Raw genomic sequence first — 24,878 nt, forward strand, 5'->3', positions numbered from 1 at the left:
GCTTTGGCAGACAACGGGTTTATGCGGCGATAAACCGGTAGCGGGTTTGATGGTGGTAAGTGTTTCCTGGTAACAGCCAGGGATCGCCCAGTTCAGGCCGACCGGGACTATCAGGTAACAGCTGGGCCTCCAGACAGATACCTTCATAGTCTTGATATAGCGTCCCATCACGGGAAGGCGCACCGTCCAGATAGTTGCCGGTATAAATCTGTATTCCGGGCTGATTGGTAAACACTTCCATGGTCAGTCTGGCATCTGCAGACGTCAGACGGGCAGCGGCTTCCTGAGCATCTGAATCGAGCAGATAACAGTGATCAAAACCTTTCGCCGTGACCAATTGCGGATGGCTCAGCCATTGCTCTTTCAGACAACGGGACTGCCGCAAATCCAGGGCCGCCTCGACAGGTTGCGGCGCGGAACTCAGCGGAATTCCCATCGCATCGATCGGCAGATAGCGGCTGGCATTAACCATCAGGTCATGCTCCCTGACATCGCCGCGTTTACCATCCAGATTGAAATAACCATGACAAGTCAGATTCACCGGGCACGCTTTAGAGACCGTAGCCTGAATATCAATCAGTACATCGTTGTTTTCTAACGCATAGGTCAGCGTGACATCGCACTCGCCCGGAAAACCCTGGTCACCATCGGCAGAATGCAGTGACAAGGTCACTTTATCTTGCTGCAAACTGACAATGGACCATTCTCTGCGATCAAAGCCATCCTTGCCGCCATGCAGGCAGTTTTCGCCCTGACTGGCAACCAGATGATAGGTTTCCCCCTGGTAGTGGATAACCGAATTGGCAATGCGGTTGGCAAAACGCCCTACCATGGCATTCAGGTAAACCTGCTGCCGGAGATAATCTTCCGGTTTGCAACCTAACAGGACCTCCCGTTGTTCATCGCCAACGGGAACAGTCAGTGACAACAGGGCGGCGCCTGTCGTCATCAGTTTCAGTTGCATACCTGATTCATTCGTCAGTGTTATCAGTTGTGTCATTATTCTCTCCGCCTAAAACGTGCCGGCACCATCACTGGCTTTGCAGACATAGCAGGTCGGTTTCAGGCCGGTTTTGGCAGGATACTCTGCTTCCACTGCCGCAATCACGGCATCAACCTGAGCCGGACGCAACAGGGCAACCACACAGCCACCGAAACCACCACCGGTCATACGGGCACCACCATCGTTACCGATATGCTGTTGCAGGATCTCAACCAGTGTATCGATCGCCGGCACCGTGATCGCGAAGTCATCGCGCATGGAGATATGTGATTCCGCCATCAGGACACCCATTTTCTCCAGATCACCGGTTTCCAGGGCATCGGCCGCAGCCAGCGTACGTTCGTTTTCGGTGATGACATGACGGGCACGCTGATAGACCACCGGTTCCAGTTTGCCCTGCTCTGCCGCTTCCTGTAGTTGTTCCAGCGTGACATCGCGCAGTGCTTTGACACCGAAATGACGTGCCGCGGTTTCACACTGTTCGCGACGGGTGTTGTATTCGCTATCAACCAGACCACGTTTCACATTCGAGTGCACGATCAGGATTGCCAGATCTTCCGGCATTTTGACCAGACGGGTTTCCAGTGAGCGGCAATCCAGCAGCAAGGCATGATCTTTCTCGCCGCTGGCCGAGATCATCTGATCCATGATGCCGCAGTTACAGCCCACAAATTTGTTTTCTGCTTCCTGGCCGTTCAGCGCAATGGCTGCCGGTGTCAGGCCCAACTGATAGGCATCGTTAAATGCCTGTCCGATCGCGACTTCCAGCGAGGCAGATGAACTCAGGCCGGCGCCCTGCGGCACATTGCCGGAGACCACCATGTTCAAGCCTTTCAGGCTGAACCCTTTTTCCAGCAAATATTTCACTACGCCGCGGATATAGTTACTCCAGAGCTGGTCAGCATGCGCTTCGATCGGTTGTGACAGTGAAAACTCATCTTTCTGATTGGCATAATCGGCAGCCACGACCACCACTTTGTCATCATCCCGACGTTGCAGCGCCACGACCGTTTCATAGTCAATCGCGCAAGGCAGCACAAACCCATCGTTATAGTCCGTGTGTTCACCGATCAGATTTACGCGCCCCGGTGCCCGGACGTAGAAATCCGGTTCACAACCAAAACTGCTCTGAAATACAGCGTGTACTTTTTCTTTTAATGACATAGATATGTTTCCTTAAGCCTGTTCTTTGTAGTGAATGTCGCTCACGGCGCGTAAACGTTCTGCAGCCTGCTCTGGTGTCAGATCCCGCTGGGTTTCAGCCAGCATTTCATACCCCACCATAAATTTGCGGACGGTGGCGGAGCGCAGCAATGGCGGATAAAAATGTGCGTGTAACTGCCAGTGATCCATGTTGCCTTCCTGATGCGGTGCGCCATGCCATCCCATCGAGTACGGGAAAGAGCACTGGAACAGGTTGTCATAGCGGCTGGTCAGTTTTTTCAGTGCCAGGGCCAGATCCTGCTTCTGTTCATCACTGAGTTCGGTCAGGCGACGAACGTGCGTTTTCGGGAGCAGCAGCGTTTCGAAAGGCCAGGCAGCCCAGTAAGGCACGACGGCAATCCAGTGTTCTGTTTCCACCACGGTCCGTTCACCAGATTGCTGTTCCTTCTGCGCATATTGCAGCAACAGCGGCGCGCCTTTTTCAGCCAGCCACTGCTTCTGCGTCAATTCTTCACGTGCCAGCTCATTCGGCAGGAAGCTATTTGCCCAGATCTGGCCGTGCGGATGAGGATTGGAGCAGCCCATCGCCGCGCCTTTGTTCTCGAATACCTGCACCCACAGATAGTCTTTGGCCAGATCGGTAATTTGTTCACACCAGGTATCAATCACCTGACGGATAGCCGGCACCGGCAATTCCGGCAGTGTTTTGCTGTGATCCGGTGAAAAACAGATCACGCGGCTGGTACCACGGGCCGACTGACTCTGGAATAAAGGATCTGCGGACGCCGGAGAATCCGGTGTGTCTGTCATTAAGGCCGCAAAATCGTTAGTGAAAACGAACGTACCCTTGTAATCCGGATTTTTCTCGCCATTCACCCGGGTATTACCGGCACAGAGATAGCAATCCGGATCATGGGCCGGACGATCATCCGGCGCGGCTTTTTCTACCTGTCCTTGCCACGGGCGTTTCGCCCGGTGCGGTGATACTAATACCCACTGTCCTGTCAGCGGATTGAAACGACGATGAGGATGGTCGATCGGGTTAAACATGTTTTATTCCTCGTATCCGTTCGGATTATTTTTCTGCCAGCGCCAGCTGTCCCGGGTCATATCGTCCAGCGTTCGGGTGGCTTTCCAGCCCAGTTCACGCTCAGCTTTCGCCGGATCAGCCCAGCATTCCGCAACATCGCCGGGGCGACGGTCGACAAGTTTGTAATTAATTTCCAGACCACAGGCGCGGGCAAAGGCATTGACCATTTCCAGCACACTGACGCCCTGCCCCGTGCCGAGGTTATAAATATGCAAGCCGGCCTGTTCGCCGCAGACCTGCCAGGCCTTGACGTGCCCTTCCGCCAGATCCATGACATGAATGTAATCACGGACGCAGGTACCATCCTTCGTCGGATAATCATTGCCAAAGATGCTCAGACAATCCCGGCGGCCAATCGCGACCTGGGTGATGAAAGGCATCAGGTTATTCGGAATACCCTGCGGATCTTCGCCCATCCGGCCTGATTCATGCGCACCAATCGGATTGAAATAACGCAGTAACGTGATGCTCCAGCGCGGATCGGCCTTCTGCATATCCTCCAGGATCTGTTCAATCATGAGTTTGGTTCGGCCATACGGGCTCATGGTGGAACGGGGAGAATCTTCCTGAATAGGTACGGTTTGCGGATCGCCGTAAACCGTGGCAGAAGAACTGAAAATGAAGCGGTAACAACCGGCCCGGCGCATCGCCCCCAGCAGACTCAGCGTGCCGGAGATGTTGTTTTCGAAATATTCAAAAGGCTTTTGTGTGGATTCGCCGACAGCTTTTAATGCGGCGAAATGGATCACGCCAGCAATCTGCTGTTCCTGAAAAATACGATCTAATAATGCAGGATCCCGGATATCGCCCTGATAAAACAGCGGACGTTTTCCTGAAATCTCTTCAATTCTGTCCAGGACAGATAACTTGCTGTTGCATAAGTTATCCAGAATGACCGGCTCCAAACCTGCGGACATTAAAGCCAGACAGGTATGACTGCCTATGTAACCTGTTCCGCCGGTAACCAGAATTTTCATGTTATCTCCTCTCAAGATAAGGCTAACCCTTGGTTGGTATATTTGTTATTCGCTAGTCTAGAAGAGAGTGAAAGGTCAGACTGTGATCTGACATACAAAATGTAAACGTTTACACTTATTCCTGATTTATATCCTGTGATTAGTATGGATTAGTACTGGTGGCCGTATAACTATCCCTGTTATATTGCAGGCAGTTATGCATGAAAATTACGCGTTCCGGATGAGAAATACGCATTATGGCAACCATTAAAGACGTCGCGAAGCTGGCAGGAGTTTCAATTGCAACCGTTTCAAGGGTGATAAACAACTCCCCTAAAACCGGTGAAGCCGCAAGAGAAGCAGTTAAGCGGGCCATGGAAGAGTTAAATTACAGCCCGGATCCCAATGCCAGAGCGTTAGTAAGCAGAGTAAACGATACCATCGGTTGTATGGTTTTTGATGTGGCCGATCCGTTTTTTGGTGCGATGGTGAAAGCCATTGAAACAGAATGCCGGGCACATCATAAACATTTATTGATCGGTAACGGCTCGCACGATGCCGCACAGGAACGCGAGACCATTGAGCTTTTAATCAGCAAGCGCTGTGAAGCACTGATCATTCACAGTAAAGCGCTCAGTAACGAAGAATTGACCGCCTATGCCCAAAAATCGCCGGGCATGGTATTTATCAACCGGTTACTCCCCGAACTCCCTTCCCGCTGCATCTGGCTGGATAATCATTACGGCAGTTACACCATCACTCAGCATCTGATCGAATTAGGGCATAAGCATATTGCCTGTGTGGCATCCAAATATGATATCGAAGACGCTCATGAACGCATTCGGGGCTATCAGGACGCGCTGCGCGAATCCGGACTGGATCAGGATGAAATTGCAGTGGAACGTTCCGAACCGAATGAAGAAGGCGGTGAACAGGCTATCCAGAACCTGCTGGGTCGTGGCAGCCCTTTTACTGCCGTCGTGGCGTATAACGATGCGATGGCCACAGGGATCATTTCGGTACTGATTGATAACGGCTTCAGAGTACCGGAAGACGTCTCCGTGGTGGGTTTTGATGATGTTATCTTTGCCCGCTTCTCGCGGCCTAAATTAACAACCATGCGTTACCCTATTTCCATGATGGCCTCCAAAGCCACGCAGATGGCAATGCAGCTGGCCACAGGCGAAACCTCCGATCACAGAGCCCAGATGTTTCGGCCTGTCCTGGTCAAACGGCAGTCATCGGCGATTGCTCCTCAGGAAACCCGGTAACCTTCCCTCTCTTATTTTCCGTTTTATCTTTGTAACCGGCAGATCGTTTATCTGCCGGTTCTTTTTTGCCTGCCAGATACCCATCAAAAATAATTCGGCCTGTCTGAGAACAGACAGGCCGATTCGTACTTGGGGGTGAAACTGAAACTATTTATTTTTTCTTGGCGTATTTCAGCGAGTCCAGCGCTACTGCCATGATGATGATCGCGCCCTTGATGATGAACTGCCAGTAAGGGTTCACACCGATATAAGTCATACCGTAGTTGATAACCGTGAAGATGATTACCCCGGTAATAACGCCCAGTACGGTACCCACACCACCACTGAAGGAGACACCACCCACGACGCACGCAGCTATCGCGTCCAGTTCATACATGAAACCCAGGTTGTTAGTCGCACTACCGATACGACCCGCTTCCAGCATACCGCCGAAGGCATAGAACACACCGGACAGCATATAGATCAGGATCAGGTTCAGCGTGACGTTAACACCCGATACTTTCGCTGCTTCAGGGTTACCACCAATCGCGAAAATGTTTTTACCAAATTTGGTTTTGTTCCACAGTACCCAGATAAGTGCGGTCGCAATGGCGGCGTAAATCACCAGATAAGACAGTTTAAACGTCCCGATCTTGAAATAGCCCTGGGTAAAACTGGAGAAACGTGGATCAAAACCAGCAATCGGTGATGCACCGGCCAGATCGTAGTACAGTGAGTTCACACCATAGACGATGATCATGGTGCCCAAAGTGGTAATAAATGGCGTCACATTCAGTTTGGCAATGATGATACCGTTGATTAAACCGATCAGCGCGCCCACCGCACACACAATCAGGATAACAACCGGGATCGGGATTTCGCCGATGGACGGGAATACCTTATTCACGTTTGTCATTGCCTGCAGTAATGTCGCAGCAATGATTGCCGCCAGACCAACCTGACGACCGGCCGACAAGTCGGTACCTTGGGTAACAATCAGACCAGCCACACCTAACGCAATAATGACACGTACTGCAGATTGAGTGAGGATATTACTGAAGTTATTCAGACTTAAAAATGTAGGCTCTTTAATAATAATGATCGCCAGTAAAATTAAAAGAACCACATAAATACCACCATTTTTCAGGTAGTTTAGAGTTTTTGATACATTCATGATGTATATCCCCGGATTACAAATACAAAGCTGCCAAACGCATAATTTCTTGCTGATCAGTTTTTTCTGTTTCAACAATGCCTGCCACACGACCGTTACTCATCACAAGAATACGATCGGTGATACCTAATAATTCCGGCATTTCTGATGAAATCATAATAATGCCTTTATCTTTTTTGGCTAATTCAAGCATCAATTGATAAATTTCAAATTTTGCACCAACATCAATACCGCGCGTTGGTTCATCCAGCATTAATATTTCCGGCTGGGTTAACAACCAGCGGCCAATAATAACTTTCTGCTGGTTACCACCGGATAATGTTCCAATCGCTGTTTTCTGGCTTGGTGTTTTTACACGCATCGAGTCAATCACCCACTGGGTATCACTCTTCATGCGTTTATTATCCAATAAACCAGACTTGCCTTTGTAATTATCCATATTGGCAATCAGCGAGTTGAATGCGATATCCAGCTGACTGTAAATACCGGTGGAACGACGTTCTTCCGTTACCAGCGCAAAACCATTGCGGATGGCATCATGCGCATCGACGTTCTTAACTTCTTTACCATGCAGTTTAATGGTGCCGGATGCTTTCTCGCGGATCCCGAAAATCGTTTCAACAATCTCGGTACGTTTCGCACCGACCAGGCCGGCAATACCGAGGATCTCGCCTTTGCGCAACTGGAAGGTCACATCCTTGATTGATGGCTGATTCAGGGCGGTCAAACCTTCGACTTCCAGAATGACTTCTTTCGGCCGGTTCACTTTTGGCGGGAAACGCTGTGTCAGTTCACGACCGACCATCATACCGATGATCTTGTCCATGTCTAACCCTTCAAGTGAACAGGTATTTACCCACTGACCGTCACGCAGAATAGTGATTTCATCGCATAACTGGAATATTTCTTCCATTTTATGCGAGATATAAACAATACCGCAGCCGCGATCTTTTAATTTGCGGATAATGGTAAACAGATGATTCACTTCTTTCTCGGTCAGAGATGAAGTCGGTTCATCCATAATTACAATTTTTGCATTATACGAGAACGCCTTGGCAATCTCGATCATCTGCATTTGAGATACAGAAAGATTGGCAACCTTTTCTTTAGGGTCGATATCGATACCCAGTTCTTCAAATATTTCCTTGGTATCTTTATACATTTTGTTGTGATCAATAAACATGCCCTTTGTCGGGTAGCGCCCCAACCACATGTTATCCATCACGGAACGTTGTCTTACCTGGTTTAATTCCTGGTGCACCATAGAAACACCGTTATCCAATGCTTCTTTGGCAGAGTGAAAATTAATTTCTTTGCCCTGGAAAATAATTGTGCCGGCATCTTTTTCATAGATACCGAACAAGCATTTTAATAATGTGGATTTACCCGCACCATTTTCACCCATTAATGCATGGACTGAATGTGGACGGATTTTTAAATTCACATTATCCAAAGCTTTTACACCCGGAAACTCTTTGCAAATACCTACCATTTCCAGCAGATATTCCTGAGATGAATTCACTGTGATATCAGCCATAATATTGCCACAACCATAAAGAAATAAGAGGAGGAGCATCCTCCTCTTATCAGGTCTACTTCGAAGGGTTTATGTATTACTTGAACTGGCTCAGGTTATCTTTATCGACGCCTACGTATGGTACACGTACCACTTTATCGACGATCTGCCACTGAGTACCTTCCGCAGCCGCTTTGCCTTCAGCCAGGTTTTTAGCCAGATCGAAAGTCGCTTTCGCCTGGTTGTTGGCATCGTTCAGTACGGTGCCAGCCATTGTCCCGGCTTCTACCATCGCCAGCGCTTCCGGCAGTGCGTCTACACCAAACACTGGCGTTTTGGTATTGCCATGCGCTTTCAGTGCTTCTACCGCACCCATGGCCATTGCGTCGTTGTTAGCAATAACAACTTCGATCTTGGCGCCATTAGGACCAGACAACCATGCGTCTGCCTTGTCTTTCGCCATTGCGGTATCCCACATGGCGGTATCGACGTTCAGCGGATTGGTTTTGATCTTATGGGTTTCGTCCAGCGTTTTGGTCACGTAGGTAGTACGTGCTTCAGCATCCGGATGACCTGGTTCGCCTTTCAGCAATACATAGTCAATCACGCCATCTTTATTCAGATCCCATTCCGGGTGCGCTTTCCATTGCTTAGCAATGATGTCGCCCTGAATGATGCCTGATTCTTTCGAGTCAGTTCCTACATAATAAGCTTTGTCATAGCTGGCCAGCGCTTCTTTGCTTGGTTCCTTGTTGTAGAACACAACCGGAATTTCAGCTTCTTTGGCTTTTTCAATCACAACCGGTGCTGCAGCAGGGTCAACCAGATTGATAGCCAGCGCTTTTACGCCTTTGGAAATCAATACGTCGATCTGGTCGTTCTGTTTGGACTGATCGTTCTGAGAGTCGTTCATCAGCAATTCGACATCTTTATACTGAGCGCCTTCTTTCTCGATCGCTTTACGAACTGCTGACATGAAGTTGTCATCGTATTTATAGACAGTGAAGCCCAGCAGAGTTTCTGCCTGCGCAGCGGCACCAATGGTCAGACCAGCTAAAATTACAGCTAATTTAGAGAACTTTTTCATTCGGTTTTTCTCCAGTTATTCTTTTTGCTGCAAAGCACTTTTATGGAAATCCCAACAACTGTTTTGTCATTGAGCTTGTTCGTCAATAACATTACTCAGTTTTCTGTTATTCTTTTGTGATCTTCCCTGCAATATGAAATCGTTTACATCAATAATTCTTCAGTTTCGGGAATCCGCTAACACTTTTGCCTGTATATGGCGCCTATCTGCCACCATTGAAGCCCCTTGCCGTTCCGTAAAACAATGGTATCGCTTACATAAACGTTAAATTCGAGACTTTATTGTTAAAAAATTGTGAATCTATACGCCGCACAAGGTCAGTTACAATCAGTTACAATAAACAATAATTGGTAATAAGCTTCGATAGAGACCTCTGGCGAATAAAAATTCCGTTAAGTTATTGTTTTTTATTTGTGTAAACGTATTCATTAAGACGATGGGTGAAAATTTATTCTGAATGACGGTATGTGATTTGTTATAAATTTGTTGCTCACACTCACAGAAACAATCATTTCCAATACACCTTTCCATGAGCAGTTCGTAACATACGCGAAGATTTAAGTGTATACAGAATAAGGCTTAATTGTTCTTCTTCACGATTTTTACATTCTCTCTGGCGACTCTGCACGTGATTAACTAGTCTGAAATGGAATTCGTGTGAAAACAGTCCCTGCCTCCGGATCCTGGAAGTGCAGAGCCCGCAACCCCGTATTTACAGAACGGGTTGTCTGACTCCGTTCATCTGTTCCACCTTCCGCTGACGGGATGGGATGTCCCTTATCTCTACCGATAATTAAAGCTGCAGCAAGATTGCTGACAGAGGTGGCATATGGCTGATTTGGCGCATAACGGTTCTTTTTTATTTTATGTTCTGGCTGCTATCGCATTGTGCGGCATCATGATTGGGCTGGCCGCTTTTCTGGGTGGGCGGGCTTACGGACGCAGCAAAAACAAACCTTTCGAATCGGGTGTCGATTCTGTCGGCAGCGCCCGCCTGCGTTTTTCCGCAAAATTTTATCTGATAGCGATGTTCTTCGTGATTTTTGACGTGGAAGCGCTGTTTCTGTTTGCCTGGTCTGTTTCTGTTCGGGAGAGCGGCTGGCTTGGCTTTCTTGAGGCTGCAACCTTTGTCGTTCTGCTACTGGTTGGCCTGATCTATCTGTGGCGCATTGGTGCACTTGACTGGGCGCCGAAAGACCAGCCCTCCTCTTCTCATCACACTGATCAATCCAGGTAAGCACGAGGCTTGTCATGAAGTACACCCTGACCCGTATCGATCCGAACGCCCCGATCGAGCGTTATCCGGCGGAAAAGAAACAGACTGTGAATGATCCGTTGCAGGAGGTTGGCCGCGGCATTCTGCTCGGCAAACTGGAAAACGTCCTGAACTCGACGGTGAACTGGGGACGAAAGAATTCGCTCTGGCCTTATAACTTCGGGATCTCCTGTTGTTATGTGGAAATGACGACCGCGTTTACCGCTGTCCATGATGTGGCACGGTTCGGGGCAGAAGTTATCCGGGCATCGCCCCGTCAGGCGGATTTTATGGTCATCGCCGGTACCCCTTTCATCAAAATGGCGCCGGTTATCCAGCGTCTTTATGAACAGTTACTGGAGCCCAAATGGGTGATCAGTATGGGTGCCTGCGCCAACTCCGGCGGCATGTACGATATCTATTCGGTCGTCCAGGGCGTGGATAAATTCCTGCCGGTGGATGTGTATATTCCGGGCTGTCCGCCACGGCCGGAAGCCTTCCTGCAGGCCTTGCTGCTGCTGCAAAAATCGATTGGAGAAGAGCGTCGTCCGCTGTCATGGGTGGTTGGCGATCAGGGGGTTTACCGGGCACAGATGCCTTGCGAGAAAGAGCTGTCCCGTGACCAGCGTATTGCAGTCACCAATCTGCCAACTCCTGACAAGTTGTAAGGGCGACATCATGAGCCAGCTGACACAACAATTTCCGGTCAATTCTGAGATGCAACTGTGGCATACCCGTGATCTGCAGGATACGCCGGTAGTGCAGGAGTTATTGCACCGCTTTCTGCACGATATTCTGCATGTACAGAGTACCCGGATGGGGATCCCGGTTGTGTGGATCCGGCGGGATGTCTTACTGAACGTGATCCGCTATCTGCGGCATGCGCCCAAACCATTTGTGATGCTGTATGACCTGCATGCCATCGACGAACGGCTGCGGACACATCGTCAGGGATTACCGGCTTCCGAATTCACTATGTTCTATCACTTGCTGTCGATCGACCGGAACAGTGATGTGATCCTGAAAGTACCGCTCACCGAATCGGATCTGCGGATGCCTTCCCTCACCGGCGAGTTTCAGAACGCCAACTGGTATGAAAGAGAAGTCTGGGACATGTTTGGGATCCATTTCGATGGACATCCGCATCTGACCCGCATTCTGATGCCGCGCAACTGGAAAGGTCATCCGTTACGTAAAGATTACCCTGCCCGCGCGACCGAGTTTGAGCCCTTCATGCTGGATGAAATGCGCCAGGATGAGGCGCAGGAACAGTTGCTGTTCAAACCGGAAGAATGGGGCATGAAACGCGGTACCAGCAGTGAAGACTACATGTTTCTGAACCTGGGGCCGAACCATCCATCTGCTCACGGTGCGTTCCGGATTGTGCTGCAACTGGATGGTGAAGAGATCCTCGATTGTGTACCCGATATCGGTTACCACCACCGTGGCGCCGAGAAGATGGGCGAACGTCAGTCCTGGCACAGCTATATCCCTTATACCGATCGGGTGGAATATCTGGGCGGGGTGATGAATAACCTGCCGTATGTGCTGTCGGTGGAAAAACTGGCCGGCATTGAAGTACCGGATCGCGTGAAATATATCCGTATCATGATGTCTGAACTGTTCCGCATCAACAGCCATCTGCTGTTCCTCGGTACTTACATCCAGGACGTCGGCGCCATGACGCCGGTGTTCTATGCCTTCACCGACCGGCAGAAAATCTACAACATCATTGAGGCTGTGACTGGTGCGCGTATGCATCCTTCCTGGTTCCGGATTGGCGGTGTAGCCCATGATCTGCCGCAGGGCTGGCAACGTCTGGTGAAAGAGAATCTGCTCGACTGGCTGCCGGAACGTCTGAATGAATATGTCAAAGCGGCACTGAAAAACAGTGTGCTGATGGGCCGCACCGTCGGTATTTCCGCCTATAACACCCAGCAGGCGCTGAACTGGGGGGTGACCGGCGCCGGCTTACGTGCAACAGGACTGAACTTTGACCTGCGTAAATGGCGCCCTTACTCCGGTTACGAAATGTTTGATTTCGATGTCCCGGTCGGTCAGAACGGCGACGCCTACGATCGGGCCATGGTGCGGGTGGAAGAGATCCGCCAGAGCATGCGCATCATCGAGCAATGTATGCACAACATGCCGGCAGGTCCGTTCAAGGCGGATCATCCGCTGACTACACCGCCACCCAAAGAGCGCACCCTGCAGCACATTGAAACCCTGATCAATCACTTCCTGCAGGTTTCCTGGGGGCCAATCATGCCGGCACAAGAATCCTTCCAGATGATTGAAGCGACCAAGGGCGCCAACAGTTATTACCTGACCAGCGATGGCAGCACCATGAGCTACCGCACGCGTATCAGAACACCCAGCTTTGCCCACCTGCAGCAGATCCCGTCCGTGATCCACGGTCACCTGGTCTCCGATCTGATTGTGTATCTGGGTAGTATCGATTTCGTTATGTCAGATGTGGATCGCTAACTATGAATCATCAATGCCAAAGCAAAAATGAGCCATTTGTACTGTCAGATTCTGAACGGACAGCAATTCAGCACGAGATGCATCACTATGAAGATCCGCGCGCTGCCAGCATCGAAGCACTGAAAATTGTCCAGCAGGCACGCGGCTGGGTGCCTGACGGCGCTATCTATGCCATCGCGGATGTCTTGGGCATCCCGGCTTCGGATGTGGAAGGCGTGGCAACCTTCTACAGCCAGATTTTCCGTCAGCCGGTTGGCCGTCACATCATCCGCTATTGCGACAGCGTGGTTTGTTTCATCAACGGTTATCAGACGATACAGCAGACGCTGGAGGAAAAATTGGGTATCCGGCCAGGTCAGACCACAGCCGATAACCGTTTCACCCTGCTGCCCGTCTGCTGCCTGGGTAACTGTGATAAAGGGCCGTCCATGATGATCGATGAGGATACTCACAGTCATCTGAACGCAGACAAAATCGACGAACTGCTGGAGCAATATCCATGATCCGAACTGCTGATTCTCATCCCCTCACCTGGCGGCTGCGGGTCGATCAGCAGCCAGTCTGGTTTGAGGAATACCGGGCCAAACAGGGTTATGCCGGCGCGGAAAAAGCACTGGCGCTGGCACCGACTGCCGTGACGGAACAGGTGAAAGCAGCCGGATTACGTGGCCGTGGCGGCGCCGGTTTCCCGACCGGCGTGAAGTGGAGCCTGGTGCCGATGGATCCGAAATTCGACAGGAAATATCTGTTGTGTAATGCCGATGAAATGGAACCCGGCACTTACAAAGATCGTCTGCTGCTGGAACAACTGCCCCACCAGCTGATTGAGGGCATGCTGATTGGCGCTTACGCCCTGCAGGCTTACCGCGGTTACATCTTCCTGCGTGGTGAATATGTTGTCGCGGCGGAACGGTTACGTCATGCGATTGACGAAGCTACCAAAGCGGGTTTCCTCGGTAAGAACATCCTCGGAACCGGTTTTAACTTTGAACTGTTCGTACATACCGGTGCCGGCCGTTACATCTGCGGCGAGGAAACCGCGCTGATCAATTCACTGGAAGGCCGCCGGGCCAATCCGCGGGCCAAACCGCCGTTCCCGGCCCTGGCCGGTGCCTGGGGCAAACCGACCTGCGTCAACAACGTGGAAACTCTGAATAACGTGCCAGCCATCCTGCTGAACGGCGTGGACTGGTACAAAGGCTTGTCTGCCGGCAAGAGCAACGATGCCGGTACCAAGCTGATGGGTTTCTCCGGACGGGTAAAGAATCCCGGACTGTGGGAACTCCCCTTCGGCACAACCGCCCGTGAAGTGCTGGAAGATTACGCCGGCGGCATGCGCGATGGCCTGACGTTGAAAGCCTGGCAGCCGGGCGGTGCCGGTACGGATTTCCTGACGGAACAACATCTTGATCTGCCTATGGATTTTGATTCCATCGGGAAAGCCGGCAGCCGTCTGGGTACCGCGCTGGCGATGGCGGTGGATCACGAAATCAATATGGTGTCACTGACACTGAATCTGGAAAAATTCTTTGCCCGGGAATCCTGTGGCTGGTGTACCCCCTGCCGGGAAGGTTTGCCGTGGAGCGTCAAAATCCTGCAGGCCCTGGAACAAGGGGAAGGTCAGCCGGGCGATATCGAAACACTGGAGCAACTGTGCCGCGATCTGGGTCCGGGGAAAACGTTCTGCGCTCACGCACCCGGTGCCGTGGAACCATTACAGAGTGCCATTAAATATTTCAGAGCAGAGTTTGAAGCCGGCATTACCCGCGATCCCATGCTGTCTTCCCCTGTTCCGGCCGGGATACAACCCAATCTGCTGGAACAGCGCTGGTGATCACCGGATATAAAAAAGGAAGTGATGTTGCTATGGCCACAATTCATGTAGACGGCAAAGAGTATGAAGTCAACGGAGCGGATAACCTGCTGGAGGCTTGTCTGTCTCTGGGGCTGGATGTCCCCTATTTCTGCTGGCATCCGGCGCTCGGCAGTGTCGGCGCCTGCCGGCAATGTGCCGTAAAACAATATTCCGGTCCCGACGATAAACGCGGCCGGCTGGTGATGTCCTGTATGGCCCCCGCCAGTGACGGCACCTATATCTCGATTGAAGATGAGGAAGCGGTCGCATTCCGCCAAAGTGTGAATGAATGGATGATGCTGAATCATCCGCACGATTGTCCGGTCTGTGAGGAAGGCGGCGCCTGTCATCTGCAGGATATGACGGTGATGACCGGTCATAACACCCGCCGTTACCGTTTCACCAAGCGTACGCATGAAAATCAGGATCTCGGCCCGTTCATCAATCATGAAATGAACCGTTGTATCGCCTGTTACCGCTGTGTGCGTTATTACAAAGATTACGCGGATGGTAGTGATTTGGGCGTCTATGGCGCACACGATAATGTTTATTTCGGCCGGGTCGAATCCGGCACCCTAGAGAGCGAGTTCTCCGGCAACCTGGTTGAAGTCTGCCCGACCGGCGTGTTCACCGACAAAACCCAGTCGGCCCGGTTCAACCGCAAATGGGACATGCAGTTTGCCCCCAGTATCTGCCACGGTTGCAGCCTGGGCTGTAACATCAGTCCCGGTGAGCGTTATGGCGAGCTGCGCCGCATCGAAAACCGTTATCACGGTGGGATCAACCATTACTTTCTCTGTGACCGCGGACGCTTCGGTTATGGCTATGTCAACTTGCCTGAACGGCCTTACAAAGCCTGGCACCGGCATGAAGGCCAGCGGTTTGAACTGAGCACCACGGAAGCAGCGGAAAAAATAGCCGATCTTCTGCGTCAGAATAAACGGATTGCCGGCATTGGTTCTCCCCGGGCCAGTACGGAAAGCAACTTCATGCTGCGGGAACTGGTGGGCGCCGGCAACTTTTCCAGTGGCATTGCCACCCGGGAGTGGCAGTGTCTGCAGAAAATGACCACCTTGCTGCGTCACAGCGGAGTACATACCCCCACCCTGCGCGAAATCGAAAGCTGTGATGCCATTCTGGTCCTGGGTGAAGATCTGACCCAGACTGCGGCCCGCATGGCACTGTCGGTGCGTCAGGCCGTCAAGGGTAAAGCCCGTCAGATGGCAACAGAGTTGAAAGTGGATGTCTGGCAGATTGCCGCCATCCAGAATATCGGACAAAACGATCGCTTCCCGCTCTATCTCACCAGCGTCGACAGCACGCGTCTGGATGACGCCGCCTGTCTGCATTACCACGCGGCTTATGCGGATCAGGCCCGCCTGGGATTTGCCGTCGCACACCTGCTGGATCGTGCGGCACCAGCAGTCCCTTATGCGGACGACAATCTGATGGCCATGGCACAGAAAATTGCCGACGGTCTGTCAAAAGCGAAAAAACCGTTAATCATCACCGGCACCACATCGGAAACCCCTGCGTTACTGGATGCTGCTGCCAACATTGTCCGGGCGCTGAAGCAGCAAAATGCCGATGTCAGTCTGTCACTGGTGGCGGCCGAGGCCAACAGCGTAGGGAGTGCCTTGATCGGCGGCAAGCCGCTGGAACAGATGCTGAGCGAACTGGAACAGGGGCGTATCGATACGCTGATTGTGACAGAAAATGATCTGTTCCGTCGTCTGCCGGCATCACGCGTACAGGCGGCACTGGAAAAAGTGCAGCAGCTCATCGTGCTCGACCACCAGCCAACCGGACTGACCGAGATGGCAGACTGGGTCTTGCCTGCAGCCACGTTTGCCGAAGCGGATGGTACGCTGATCAACAATGAAGGCCGGGCGCAGCGCTTCTTCCAGGTGTTTGATCCCACCTATTACGATAACAGCCGCTCAGTCAAAGCCAGCTGGCACTGGCTGCATGTGCTGAACAGTCTGCAGACGCACCGTCGGATGGACTGGGGCGAGCTGGATGACATCGTCACCCGCTGCGCCGAGACCATCGCGGAACTGCGCGGCATTGCCGATGCCGCGCCGGATGCCAAATTCCGCATCAAAGGCATGAAGCTGGCCCGTTCACCACACCGCTACAGTGGCCGCACCTCCATGCGCGCCAACATTGATGTCAGTGAACCGCAGGCCGCGCAGGATCCGGATTCCGCCTTTGCCTTCTCCATGGAGGGTTATATCGGCAGCCGGGAAACATTCCAGCAAGTCCCGTTTGCCTGGGCACCGGGCTGGAACTCCCCTTCCGCCTGGAACAAATTCCAGGATGAGGTCGGCGGTCATCTGCGCGCCGGCGATCCGGGAACCCGCCTGTTTGACAGTGCGCTGTCCGGCCAGGCGGAATATCAGACCACGATCCCACCGGCTTATCTGCCGGATACCAATTTTCAGATCGTGGCTCACTGGCAGCTGTTTGGCAGTGAAGAACTGACGCAGCGTTCACCGGTGATGCTGCAACGCATGGCAACCCCAGTACTTTGGCTGAGTGAAGACGATGCTGCGCGTCTGAAATTGCAGGAAGGCTCGGTGGTCCGCTTTGTCTGGGATAACCAGCCATTCACGCTGCCGGTAAGAATCAGTCATCATCTGGCGGATGGTCTGATCGGCTTGCCGCTGGGCGTGACACCGTTCACTCCGGCCATGCTGGCGGCAACGATTGACTCATTGCAGGAGGTCAGAACATGACAATCTCCGCAGAATTAATTGATCTGCTGATCGCCATCGGCAAAGCGCTGATTGTGCTGGTTATTGTGGTCGGGATCGGTGCCTTCATGAGCTTTATCGAACGGCGTCTGCTCGGTCTCTGGCAGGATCGCTACGGCCCGAACCGGGTCGGACCATTCGGTATCTTCCAGCTGGTCGCCGATATGATCAAAATGTTTTTCAAGGAAGACTGGATCCCGCCTTTTGCGGATCGGCTGATCTTTGTTCTGGCACCGATGATCGCATTCTGCTCTTTCCTGATCGCGTTTGCGATTGTGCCGATTACCCCCGACTGGGGTGTGGCCGATCTGAATATCGGGATCCTCTTCTTTCTCGCAATCGCCGGACTGGCGGTCTATGCCGTGCTGTTCGCCGGCTGGTCGAGCAACAACAAGTACTCCCTGCTGGGCAGTCTGCGTGCTTCCGCGCAAACCTTAAGTTACGAGGTGTTTCTCGGCCTGTCGCTGATGGGCGTGGTGGCGCAAACCGGTTCCTTCAACATGCGTGACATCGTTGAAGCGCAAAGCGACCTCTGGTTCATCATTCCGCAATTCTTTGGCTTCATCACCTTTGCCTTCGCCGGCGTGGCCGTTACTCACCGGCATCCGTTTGACCAGCCGGAGGCCGAACAGGAACTGGCCGATGGCTATCACATTGAATATTCCGGCATGAAATGGGGGATGTTCTTCGTTGGCGAATACATCGGGATCGTACTGGTTTCCGCCTTGCTGGTGACGCTGTTTTTCGGTGGCTGGCATGGTCCCTGGCTACCGCCGGTGGTCTGGTTTGCGCTGAAAACCGGCTTCTTCATGATGCTGTTTATTTTGCTGCGGGCGTCATTGCCCCGCCCGCGTTATGACCAGGTTATGACCTTTGGCTGGAAAGTCTGTCTGCCGCTGACACTGGTAAACCTGCTGGTGACCGGTGCCCTGATCCTGTTACAGGCGGAGTGAGGAAAAAAACGTGAATATAAAACAAATAGTACAAGGTGTTGGCACCCAGTTGCGCAGTCTGGCGATGGTTTTTTCCCACTCCTTCCGCCCACGCGACACGCTCTGTTATCCGGAAGAAAAAGTACCGTTAGCCCCGCGCTATCGCGGCCGGATCGTACTGACCCGGGATCCTGACGGTGATGAACGCTGCGTGGCCTGCAACCTGTGCGCCGTTGCCTGTCCGGTGGGTTGTATTTCCCTGCAGAAAGCCGAAAGAGAGGACGGTCGCTGGTATCCGGAGTTTTTCCGCATCAATTTTTCCCGCTGCATCTTCTGCGGCTTATGCGAAGAAGCCTGTCCAACGACCGCCATTCAGCTCACCCCCGATTTCGAGATGGGCGAATATCGCCGTCAGGATCTGGTGTATGAAAAAGAAGATCTGCTGATCAGCGGGCCGGGAAAATATCCGGATTACAACTTCTACCGCGTCAGCGGGATGGCGATTGATGGCAAGCCCAAAGGCACTGCCCAGAAAGAGGCTGCCCCGATTGATGTCAAAAGCATTCTGCCGTAAGGAGCCCGCGGATATGGAACTCGCGTTTTATGGATCGTCGGTAGTCGCGATTCTGGCTACCCTCGGGGTCATCAGCGGAACGAACCCGATGCATGCCCTGCTTTATCTGATCGTGTCACTGATTGCGGTCGGCATGATTTTCTTCAGCCTCGGCGCCAGTTTCGCCGGTGCCATGCAGGTGATTGTCTATGCCGGCGCCATCATGGTGCTGTTTGTATTCGTGGTCATGATGCTGAACCTGGGAACCGCACAGGAACAGGAACGGCAGTGGCTGAGACCAATAACCTGGGTTGGCCCCCTGATCCTGAGTATCGGTCAGATGGCGGTTTTTTACGCCGCACTGCACGGCATTCCCGGCATCATCACTGGCGAGCCGATCACTGCCAAACAGGTCGGCATCGCACTCTACGGCCCTTATGTGCTGGCCGTTGAACTGGCCTCCCTGCTGCTGCTGGCTGGTCTGGTTGCGGCTTATCACCTCGGCCGGGAAAGCCGCCGTGGTGACATCATCTCCACCCGCAATGAGGAGGATGATGCATGAACGGCATTCCGTTTGAACATGGACTGCTTGTTGCAGCCATTCTGTTCTCGCTGGGGCTGTGTGGACTGTTAATTCGCCGGAATCTGTTATTCATTCTGATGAGTATCGAAGTCCTGATGAATGCCTCCGCGCTCGCCTTCATTGTCGCCGGCAGCCGTTATGGTCAGACTGACGGCCAGATCATGTATATCCTGGTGATCAGCCTCGCGGCCGCCGAAGCCAGTATTGGCCTGGCGCTGCTGATGCGGATGTACCGCCGTCATCACACACTGAATGTCGATTCAGTTAAGGAGATGCGCGGATGAGCCTGTTATTCCTGACTTGTCTGTTTCCGTTTGCCGGCTTCCTGCTCCTCGCCTTTTCCGCCGGCAGATTAAGCGAAAACCGCGCCGCGCTGATTGGCGTCGGCAGTATCGGGCTTTCTGCACTGACAACGCTGTTCGTCGGTCTGCAGTTTCTGCAACAAGGCGCAGCCAACACCTTCAGCCAGACGTTGTGGCAATGGATCAACACCCTGGATCTGAAAGTCGGACTGGTACTGCATCTGGATGGTTTATCGCTGACCATGCTGGGCGTCGTCACCGGTGTCGGTTTCCTGATCCACCTGTTTGCGTCCTGGTATATGCGCGGTGAAGAGGGCTACTCCCGTTTCTTCGCGTACACCAACCTGTTTATCACCAGCATGCTGTTTCTGGTGCTGGCGGATAACCTGATGTTTGTCTATCTTGGCTGGGAAGGAGTTGGTCTGTGCAGTTATCTGCTGATCGGCTTCTACTACAAGGATCGCAATAACATTGCTGCCGCGATGAAAGCGTTCATCGTGACCCGGGTCGGTGACGTGTTCCTGGCGATTGGCCTGTTTGTGCTCTATCGTGAGCTGGGCACACTGAATATCGCCGATATTCTGACGCTGGCCCCCCAGAAACTGACCGCCGGTGATCCCACCATCGAATTTGCCACGCTGATGCTGCTGGGTGGTGCGGTAGGTAAATCGGCTCAGTTGCCACTGCAAACCTGGCTGGCCGATGCCATGGCGGGTCCGACACCGGTCTCGGCGCTGATCCATGCCGCTACCATGGTAACTGCCGGGGTCTATCTGATCGCCCGCATGCATGGCCTCTTTCTGATGGCGCCGGATGTGCTGTATCTGGTCGGTATTGTCGGCGCAGTAACGTTGCTGCTTTCCGGTTTTGCCGCACTGGTTCAGACCGATATCAAACGTATCCTGGCCTATTCCACCATGAGTCAGATCGGTTACATGTTCCTGGCGCTGGGGGTTGGTGCCTGGGGTGGCGCGGTGTTCCATCTGATGACGCATGCGTTTTTCAAGGCGCTGCTGTTCCTTTCCGCCGGTTCCGTCATTCTGGCCTGTCATCATGAACAGAACATTTTCAAGATGGGCGGCCTACGCAAGTCGATCCCGCTGGTTTATGCCGCATTCCTGATCGGGGGTTCCGCTCTGGCAGCCCTGCCTTTCGTGACGGCTGGTTTCTTCAGTAAAGACGCGATCCTGTTTGCCGCGTACCAGGGCGGCTATTCCGGGTTATTGCTATCCGGTTTGGTTGGCGCCTTTCTGACTTCGCTGTACACCTTCCGCCTCATCTTCATCGTATTCCACGGTGACAGTAAGCTGAACGTGCATCCGGGTCATGGCATCAGTCATCATCTGCCGCTGCTGGTGCTGATGCTGCTTTCCACCTTTGTCGGCGCATTGATTACACCGCCGCTGGCCAGTGTGTTCCCGCCGGCCAGTGAAAGCCACGATGGGAAATTACTGATTGAACTGCTTTCCGCCACCATTGCGATTGCCGGTATTGCGCTGGCGGCCATCCTGTTCCTGGGAAAACGGCCGTTGATCGGGCAACTGGCCAACAGCGCTGTCGGACGGCCACTGTGTAAGCTCTGGTTTCATGCCTGGGGATTCGACTGGCTGTATCAGACCCTGTTTGTCATGCCCTATCAGTGGATTGCGCAGTTACTGAAGCGGGATCCGCTGGATCGCATGATCGCACTGAGTGTCCCGGTTATCGGAATACTGAACCGCCTCAGTGTACGGATGGTCACCGGCAGTCTGCGCTGGTACGCCGCCAGCATGAGTCTGGGTGCGCTGGTTGTTTTGACCCTGTTGCTGATGTACTAGGAGGCCCGTCGTGAGTTTACTCTGGTTAATATTGTTACCATTTATCGGCGGCTTCCTTTGCTGGCTGGTGGAATTTACCCATAAGGGCACCAACATCCCCCGCTGGATTGCGCTGATCAGTATGGCGCTGCAATTGCTGCTGGCACTGAGCCTGTGGCATGCGTATGACTATTCGCTGGTATTGCCGGGACAAGGCAACTGGACACTGGATCATCAGTGGTCCTGGATCCCGCGCTTTGGCATTTCCATCCACCTGGCACTGGATGGTATCTCGCTGCTGATGGTGACACTGACCGGCCTGCTGGGGATACTGGCGGTCGTCTGCTCCTGGAGTGAAATTCAGGATCGGGTCGGTTTCTTCCACCTGAACCTGCTGTGGATCCTGGGCGGCGTGATCGGTGTGTTCCTGTCGCTGGACCTGTTCCTGTTCTTCTTCTTCTGGGAAATGATGCTGGTCCCGATGTACTTCCTGATTGCGCTATGGGGACATAGCGGCTCCGACGGCCGGACCCGTATCTATGCCGCCACCAAGTTTTTCCTCTATACCCAGGCCAGTGGTCTGCTGATGTTGCTGGCCATCCTGGCGCTGGTGTTCATGCACTATCAGGCTAGCGGTACCATCACGTTTGATTACACGGCCTTGCTGAACACCTCGATGCCCGCCGAAGTTGAATTTCTGCTGATGCTGGGTTTCTTTGTGGCCTTTGCCGTAAAAATGCCGCTGGTACCGCTGCATGGCTGGCTGCCGGATGCCCACTCCCAGGCTCCCACCGCCGGTTCGGTCGACCTGGCCGGCATTTTGTTGAAAACCGCCGCCTACGGTCTGCTGCGGTTCGGGATCCCGCTATTTCCGAATGCCTCCGCCGAATTTGCGCCGGTGGCCATGTGGCTGGGGATCATCGGGATCGTCTACGGCGCCGTACTGGCCTTCAGTCAGACGGATATCAAGCGTCTGGTCGCCTATACCAGTATCTCGCACATGGGATTTGTCGTGATTGCCCTGTATGCCGGCACTTCCACCGCGATTCAGGGCGCGATCGTGCAGATGGTGGCGCACGGCCTGTCCGCGGCCGGGCTGTTTATCATGTGTGGTCAGTTGTATGAACGTCTGCACACCCGCGACCTGCGTGAAATGGGCGGGCTGTGGCATCGTCTGCGCTATCTGCCTGGAATCATGCTGTTCTTCTCGGTTGCGTCACTGGGACTGCCGGGAACCGGCAACTTCGTCGGCGAATTCATGATCCTGCTAGGCAGTTTCGGTTCGGAACCGGTGATCGTCATGGTAGCCACCGTGGGGCTGGTACTGGCGTCTGTCTATTCACTTGTCATGCTGCAGCGGGCCTGCTTCGGCCAGGGAAAAGTGAATACCGCCCTGAAAGCGCTGAGCACCCGTGAATTAAGTATGTTGCTGTTACTGGTGATCTTGCTGGTGGGTCTCGGTGTTTATCCACAACCGGTGCTGGATGTCAGCGGTATGACCGGTGCATTGCTGCAACCCGGCGACGCATCAGTCATGACGAATCAGCGCTAGGAGGAGTGTATGTCGTTTAATTCTGTCTTATTTATCGCCGAGGTGCCGCTGCTGCTGACCGCACTCACCGCCATTGCCGTGATGCTGTCGATTGCCTGGCAACGAAACCACAAGCAGGTATTTTTTATCACGGCAGCCGGGCTGAACGCCGCGTTGTTCAGCCTGCTCTGGGCCAGCAGCGCCACTGACGTGCAGGTAACGCCGCTGCTGATGGTGGACAGCTATGCGCTGTTCTACTCAGCGCTGATTCTGATTGGCTCGCTCGCCACGATCACGCTCGCCCGTGCCTGGCTGAAAAAATTCCCGGATAACCGGGAAGAGTTTTATCTGCTCCTGATCCTGGCATCGACCGGCGCCATCGTCATGGCCCAGGCGCATCATCTGGCCGCCGTGTTTATTGGTATCGAACTGATGTCGCTGCCACTGTTCGGTCTGGTCGGTTACGCCTTCAAACAACGGCGATCGCTGGAAGCGGCGGTGAAATACATGGTGCTCTCCGCCAGTGCCACGGCGTTTTTGCTGTTTGGTATCGCCCTGATTTACGCTCAGCTCGGCAGTCTCGATATCGCCACTATCGGCGCCCGGCTTTCCCGGTTGCCCGATGTCGAGAATGCGCATCTCACGCTGCTGGTGGTAGGACTGGGAATGATGGTTATCGGGCTGGGCTTCAAACTGTCACTGGTGCCATTCCATCTGTGGACACCCGATGTCTATCAGGGGGCACCGGCACCAGTCACCACCTATCTGGCGACGGTCAGTAAAATCGCCGTGTTCGCGGTGCTGCTGCGCCTGTTTTATTCCATTCCGGCAACCGACACCTTCTTCTACAGCCTGCTCGGCGGACTGGCCTTTATTTCTATCATTGTGGGCAATCTGCTGGCACTGCTGCAGAACAATCTGAAACGCCTGCTCGGCTTTTCTTCCACCGCGCATTTCGGGTATCTGCTGGTCGCGCTGGTTGCCTGCCGTCTGGGCGAATTATCGCAAGAAGCTGTGGCGCTCTATCTGGTGATGTATCTGCTGACCTCGGTAGGCAGTTTCGGTGTGGTGAGTCTGATGTCGAGCCCGTATCAGGAACGGGACGCCGATGAGCTGCCCGCGTATCGCGGTCTGTTCTGGCGGCGTCCGATCCTCTCCTCGGCCCTGACCATCATGCTCCTGTCACTGGCCGGCATTCCGATGACGCTCGGTTTTATTGGCAAATTCTACATTCTCACTGTCGGTGTCCAGTTCCATTTCTGGTGGCTGACCGGGGCGGTAGTCTTCGGCAGCGCGGTGGGGCTTTATTACTATCTGCGAGTGATCAGCATTCTCTATCTGCGCACGCCGGGCATGCCATCACGGGATGCGACCAATGATTGGGGGCTGACCACCGGTGGTCTGATGGTATTAACCTCCGCGATACTGGTCATTCTGCTGGGTGTTTATCCGCAACCGTTGCTGGATCTGCTGCCGCTGGCACAGCTCTCCGCACCTTAAGCGCTCTCATGGCACATTTCCTGTGAAGTGTGCCAGTTTTTTATACATCCTTCCTGCTCAATTCATCTTATATTGGTATTATTGTTAC

The 24,878-nt window shown here is 53.1% G+C and carries 21 protein-coding genes; 14 read left to right on the top strand and 7 right to left on the bottom strand.

Going from position 1 to position 24,878, the window contains the following annotated elements:
* Nucleotides 1–19: 19 nt before the first annotated feature.
* The 4 genes from HNR75_RS05470 to galE are packed head-to-tail and all read right to left on the bottom strand — an operon-like array spanning nucleotide 20 to nucleotide 4,234.
* Complete coding sequence (locus HNR75_RS05470) at nucleotides 20–1,000, bottom strand: galactose-1-epimerase (protein WP_188025996.1); 981 nt, start codon at nucleotides 998–1,000, stop codon at nucleotides 20–22.
* A 12-nt stretch (nucleotides 1,001–1,012) separates the two neighbouring features.
* Nucleotides 1,013–2,167: a galactokinase gene (gene galK, locus HNR75_RS05475; protein WP_188025997.1), complete on the bottom strand. Its 1,155-nt coding sequence runs from the start codon at nucleotides 2,165–2,167 to the stop codon at nucleotides 1,013–1,015.
* 12 nt (nucleotides 2,168–2,179) lie between these two features.
* Nucleotides 2,180–3,217 (bottom strand): UDP-glucose--hexose-1-phosphate uridylyltransferase, encoded by a 1,038-nt coding sequence (locus HNR75_RS05480; RefSeq protein WP_188025998.1) that lies wholly within the window; start codon nucleotides 3,215–3,217, stop codon nucleotides 2,180–2,182.
* Between the two features lie 3 nt (nucleotides 3,218–3,220).
* Nucleotides 3,221–4,234 (bottom strand): UDP-glucose 4-epimerase GalE, encoded by a 1,014-nt coding sequence (galE, locus tag HNR75_RS05485; RefSeq protein WP_188025999.1) that lies wholly within the window; start codon nucleotides 4,232–4,234, stop codon nucleotides 3,221–3,223.
* Between the two features lie 236 nt (nucleotides 4,235–4,470).
* Here galE and HNR75_RS05490 point away from each other — a divergent pair, with 236 nt between their 5' ends.
* On the top strand, nucleotides 4,471–5,484 hold the full coding sequence (locus tag HNR75_RS05490; RefSeq protein WP_188026000.1) for a substrate-binding domain-containing protein: 1,014 nt from the start codon (nucleotides 4,471–4,473) through the stop codon (nucleotides 5,482–5,484).
* A 151-nt stretch (nucleotides 5,485–5,635) separates the two neighbouring features.
* On the opposite strand, the gene mglC is transcribed toward HNR75_RS05490, so the two are convergent.
* The 3 genes from mglC to mglB all read right to left on the bottom strand — a co-directional run bounded on the left by mglC (nucleotide 5,636) and on the right by mglB (nucleotide 9,240).
* A complete protein-coding gene (gene mglC / locus HNR75_RS05495; protein WP_188026001.1) occupies nucleotides 5,636–6,637 on the bottom strand; it encodes a galactose/methyl galactoside ABC transporter permease MglC in 1,002 nt (333 codons plus the stop codon).
* Between the two features lie 16 nt (nucleotides 6,638–6,653).
* The gene (gene mglA, locus HNR75_RS05500) at nucleotides 6,654–8,174 is read right to left on the bottom strand and encodes a galactose/methyl galactoside ABC transporter ATP-binding protein MglA (RefSeq protein ID WP_188026002.1); all 1,521 of its coding nucleotides are present in this window, start codon (nucleotides 8,172–8,174) and stop codon (nucleotides 6,654–6,656) included.
* Between the two features lie 76 nt (nucleotides 8,175–8,250).
* Nucleotides 8,251–9,240, bottom strand: coding sequence for a galactose/glucose ABC transporter substrate-binding protein MglB (gene mglB, locus HNR75_RS05505; protein WP_188026003.1), 990 nt, complete (start codon nucleotides 9,238–9,240; stop codon nucleotides 8,251–8,253).
* Nucleotides 9,241–10,069: 829 nt separating this feature from the next.
* On the opposite strand from mglB, the gene HNR75_RS05510 reads away from it, so the two are divergent.
* Genes HNR75_RS05510 through nuoN form a run of 13 tightly spaced genes read left to right on the top strand, consistent with a single transcriptional unit; the run spans nucleotide 10,070 to nucleotide 24,790 of the window.
* Complete coding sequence (locus HNR75_RS05510) at nucleotides 10,070–10,477, top strand: NADH-quinone oxidoreductase subunit A (protein ID WP_188026004.1); 408 nt, start codon at nucleotides 10,070–10,072, stop codon at nucleotides 10,475–10,477.
* 14 nt (nucleotides 10,478–10,491) lie between these two features.
* Entirely contained in the window at nucleotides 10,492–11,163 is a 672-nt protein-coding gene (locus tag HNR75_RS05515; RefSeq protein ID WP_188026005.1) for a NuoB/complex I 20 kDa subunit family protein, read from the top strand.
* Between the two features lie 49 nt (nucleotides 11,164–11,212).
* Entirely contained in the window at nucleotides 11,213–12,982 is a 1,770-nt protein-coding gene (gene nuoC, locus HNR75_RS05520; RefSeq protein WP_188026138.1) for an NADH-quinone oxidoreductase subunit C/D, read from the top strand.
* 2 nt (nucleotides 12,983–12,984) lie between these two features.
* A complete protein-coding gene (nuoE, locus tag HNR75_RS05525; RefSeq protein WP_188026006.1) occupies nucleotides 12,985–13,485 on the top strand; it encodes an NADH-quinone oxidoreductase subunit NuoE in 501 nt (166 codons plus the stop codon).
* Nucleotides 13,482–14,816 (top strand): NADH-quinone oxidoreductase subunit NuoF, encoded by a 1,335-nt coding sequence (gene nuoF, locus HNR75_RS05530; RefSeq protein WP_188026007.1) that lies wholly within the window; start codon nucleotides 13,482–13,484, stop codon nucleotides 14,814–14,816. Before nuoE ends, nuoF begins: the two co-directional genes overlap by 4 nt.
* Before the next feature lie 32 nt (nucleotides 14,817–14,848).
* The gene (gene nuoG / locus HNR75_RS05535; protein ID WP_188026008.1) at nucleotides 14,849–17,575 is read left to right on the top strand and encodes an NADH-quinone oxidoreductase subunit NuoG; all 2,727 of its coding nucleotides are present in this window, start codon (nucleotides 14,849–14,851) and stop codon (nucleotides 17,573–17,575) included.
* A 2-nt stretch (nucleotides 17,576–17,577) separates the two neighbouring features.
* Nucleotides 17,578–18,546: an NADH-quinone oxidoreductase subunit NuoH gene (nuoH, locus tag HNR75_RS05540; protein WP_188026139.1), complete on the top strand. Its 969-nt coding sequence runs from the start codon at nucleotides 17,578–17,580 to the stop codon at nucleotides 18,544–18,546.
* Between the two features lie 10 nt (nucleotides 18,547–18,556).
* Complete coding sequence (gene nuoI / locus HNR75_RS05545) at nucleotides 18,557–19,099, top strand: NADH-quinone oxidoreductase subunit NuoI (RefSeq protein ID WP_188026009.1); 543 nt, start codon at nucleotides 18,557–18,559, stop codon at nucleotides 19,097–19,099.
* Between the two features lie 13 nt (nucleotides 19,100–19,112).
* Nucleotides 19,113–19,640: an NADH-quinone oxidoreductase subunit J gene (gene nuoJ / locus HNR75_RS05550; protein WP_188026010.1), complete on the top strand. Its 528-nt coding sequence runs from the start codon at nucleotides 19,113–19,115 to the stop codon at nucleotides 19,638–19,640.
* Entirely contained in the window at nucleotides 19,637–19,945 is a 309-nt protein-coding gene (gene nuoK / locus HNR75_RS05555; RefSeq protein WP_188026011.1) for an NADH-quinone oxidoreductase subunit NuoK, read from the top strand. Before nuoJ ends, nuoK begins: the two co-directional genes overlap by 4 nt.
* Nucleotides 19,942–21,780: an NADH-quinone oxidoreductase subunit L gene (gene nuoL / locus HNR75_RS05560; RefSeq protein WP_188026012.1), complete on the top strand. Its 1,839-nt coding sequence runs from the start codon at nucleotides 19,942–19,944 to the stop codon at nucleotides 21,778–21,780. The genes nuoK and nuoL overlap by 4 nt, the downstream gene beginning before the upstream one ends.
* 10 nt (nucleotides 21,781–21,790) lie before the next feature.
* Complete coding sequence (nuoM, locus tag HNR75_RS05565) at nucleotides 21,791–23,311, top strand: NADH-quinone oxidoreductase subunit M (protein ID WP_188026013.1); 1,521 nt, start codon at nucleotides 21,791–21,793, stop codon at nucleotides 23,309–23,311.
* Between the two features lie 9 nt (nucleotides 23,312–23,320).
* Nucleotides 23,321–24,790 carry an NADH-quinone oxidoreductase subunit NuoN gene (gene nuoN / locus HNR75_RS05570; RefSeq protein WP_188026014.1) on the top strand — a complete coding sequence of 490 codons (1,470 nt, stop codon included), beginning with the start codon at nucleotides 23,321–23,323 and terminating at the stop codon, nucleotides 24,788–24,790.
* Nucleotides 24,791–24,878 lie beyond the last annotated feature (88 nt).

The organism is Tolumonas osonensis, from assembly GCF_014202415.1.
GTDB lineage: Bacteria > Pseudomonadota > Gammaproteobacteria > Enterobacterales > Aeromonadaceae > Tolumonas > Tolumonas osonensis.

Bases quoted from the DNA above. Each gene is read 5' to 3' on its own strand.
- HNR75_RS05470 (WP_188025996.1), bottom strand. From the start codon at position 1,000: ATGACACAACTGATAACACTGACGAATGAATCAGGTATGCAACTGAAA.
- galK (WP_188025997.1), bottom strand. From the start codon at position 2,167: ATGTCATTAAAAGAAAAAGTACACGCTGTATTTCAGAGCAGTTTTGGT.
- HNR75_RS05480 (WP_188025998.1), bottom strand. From the start codon at position 3,217: ATGTTTAACCCGATCGACCATCCTCATCGTCGTTTCAATCCGCTGACA.
- galE (WP_188025999.1), bottom strand. From the start codon at position 4,234: ATGAAAATTCTGGTTACCGGCGGAACAGGTTACATAGGCAGTCATACC.
- HNR75_RS05490 (WP_188026000.1), top strand. From the start codon at position 4,471: ATGGCAACCATTAAAGACGTCGCGAAGCTGGCAGGAGTTTCAATTGCA.
- mglC (WP_188026001.1), bottom strand. From the start codon at position 6,637: ATGAATGTATCAAAAACTCTAAACTACCTGAAAAATGGTGGTATTTAT.
- mglA (WP_188026002.1), bottom strand. From the start codon at position 8,174: ATGGCTGATATCACAGTGAATTCATCTCAGGAATATCTGCTGGAAATG.
- mglB (WP_188026003.1), bottom strand. From the start codon at position 9,240: ATGAAAAAGTTCTCTAAATTAGCTGTAATTTTAGCTGGTCTGACCATT.
- HNR75_RS05510 (WP_188026004.1), top strand. From the start codon at position 10,070: ATGGCTGATTTGGCGCATAACGGTTCTTTTTTATTTTATGTTCTGGCT.
- HNR75_RS05515 (WP_188026005.1), top strand. From the start codon at position 10,492: ATGAAGTACACCCTGACCCGTATCGATCCGAACGCCCCGATCGAGCGT.
- nuoC (WP_188026138.1), top strand. From the start codon at position 11,213: ATGCAACTGTGGCATACCCGTGATCTGCAGGATACGCCGGTAGTGCAG.
- nuoE (WP_188026006.1), top strand. From the start codon at position 12,985: ATGAATCATCAATGCCAAAGCAAAAATGAGCCATTTGTACTGTCAGAT.
- nuoF (WP_188026007.1), top strand. From the start codon at position 13,482: ATGATCCGAACTGCTGATTCTCATCCCCTCACCTGGCGGCTGCGGGTC.
- nuoG (WP_188026008.1), top strand. From the start codon at position 14,849: ATGGCCACAATTCATGTAGACGGCAAAGAGTATGAAGTCAACGGAGCG.
- nuoJ (WP_188026010.1), top strand. From the start codon at position 19,113: ATGGAACTCGCGTTTTATGGATCGTCGGTAGTCGCGATTCTGGCTACC.
- nuoK (WP_188026011.1), top strand. From the start codon at position 19,637: ATGAACGGCATTCCGTTTGAACATGGACTGCTTGTTGCAGCCATTCTG.
- nuoL (WP_188026012.1), top strand. From the start codon at position 19,942: ATGAGCCTGTTATTCCTGACTTGTCTGTTTCCGTTTGCCGGCTTCCTG.
- nuoN (WP_188026014.1), top strand. From the start codon at position 23,321: ATGTCGTTTAATTCTGTCTTATTTATCGCCGAGGTGCCGCTGCTGCTG.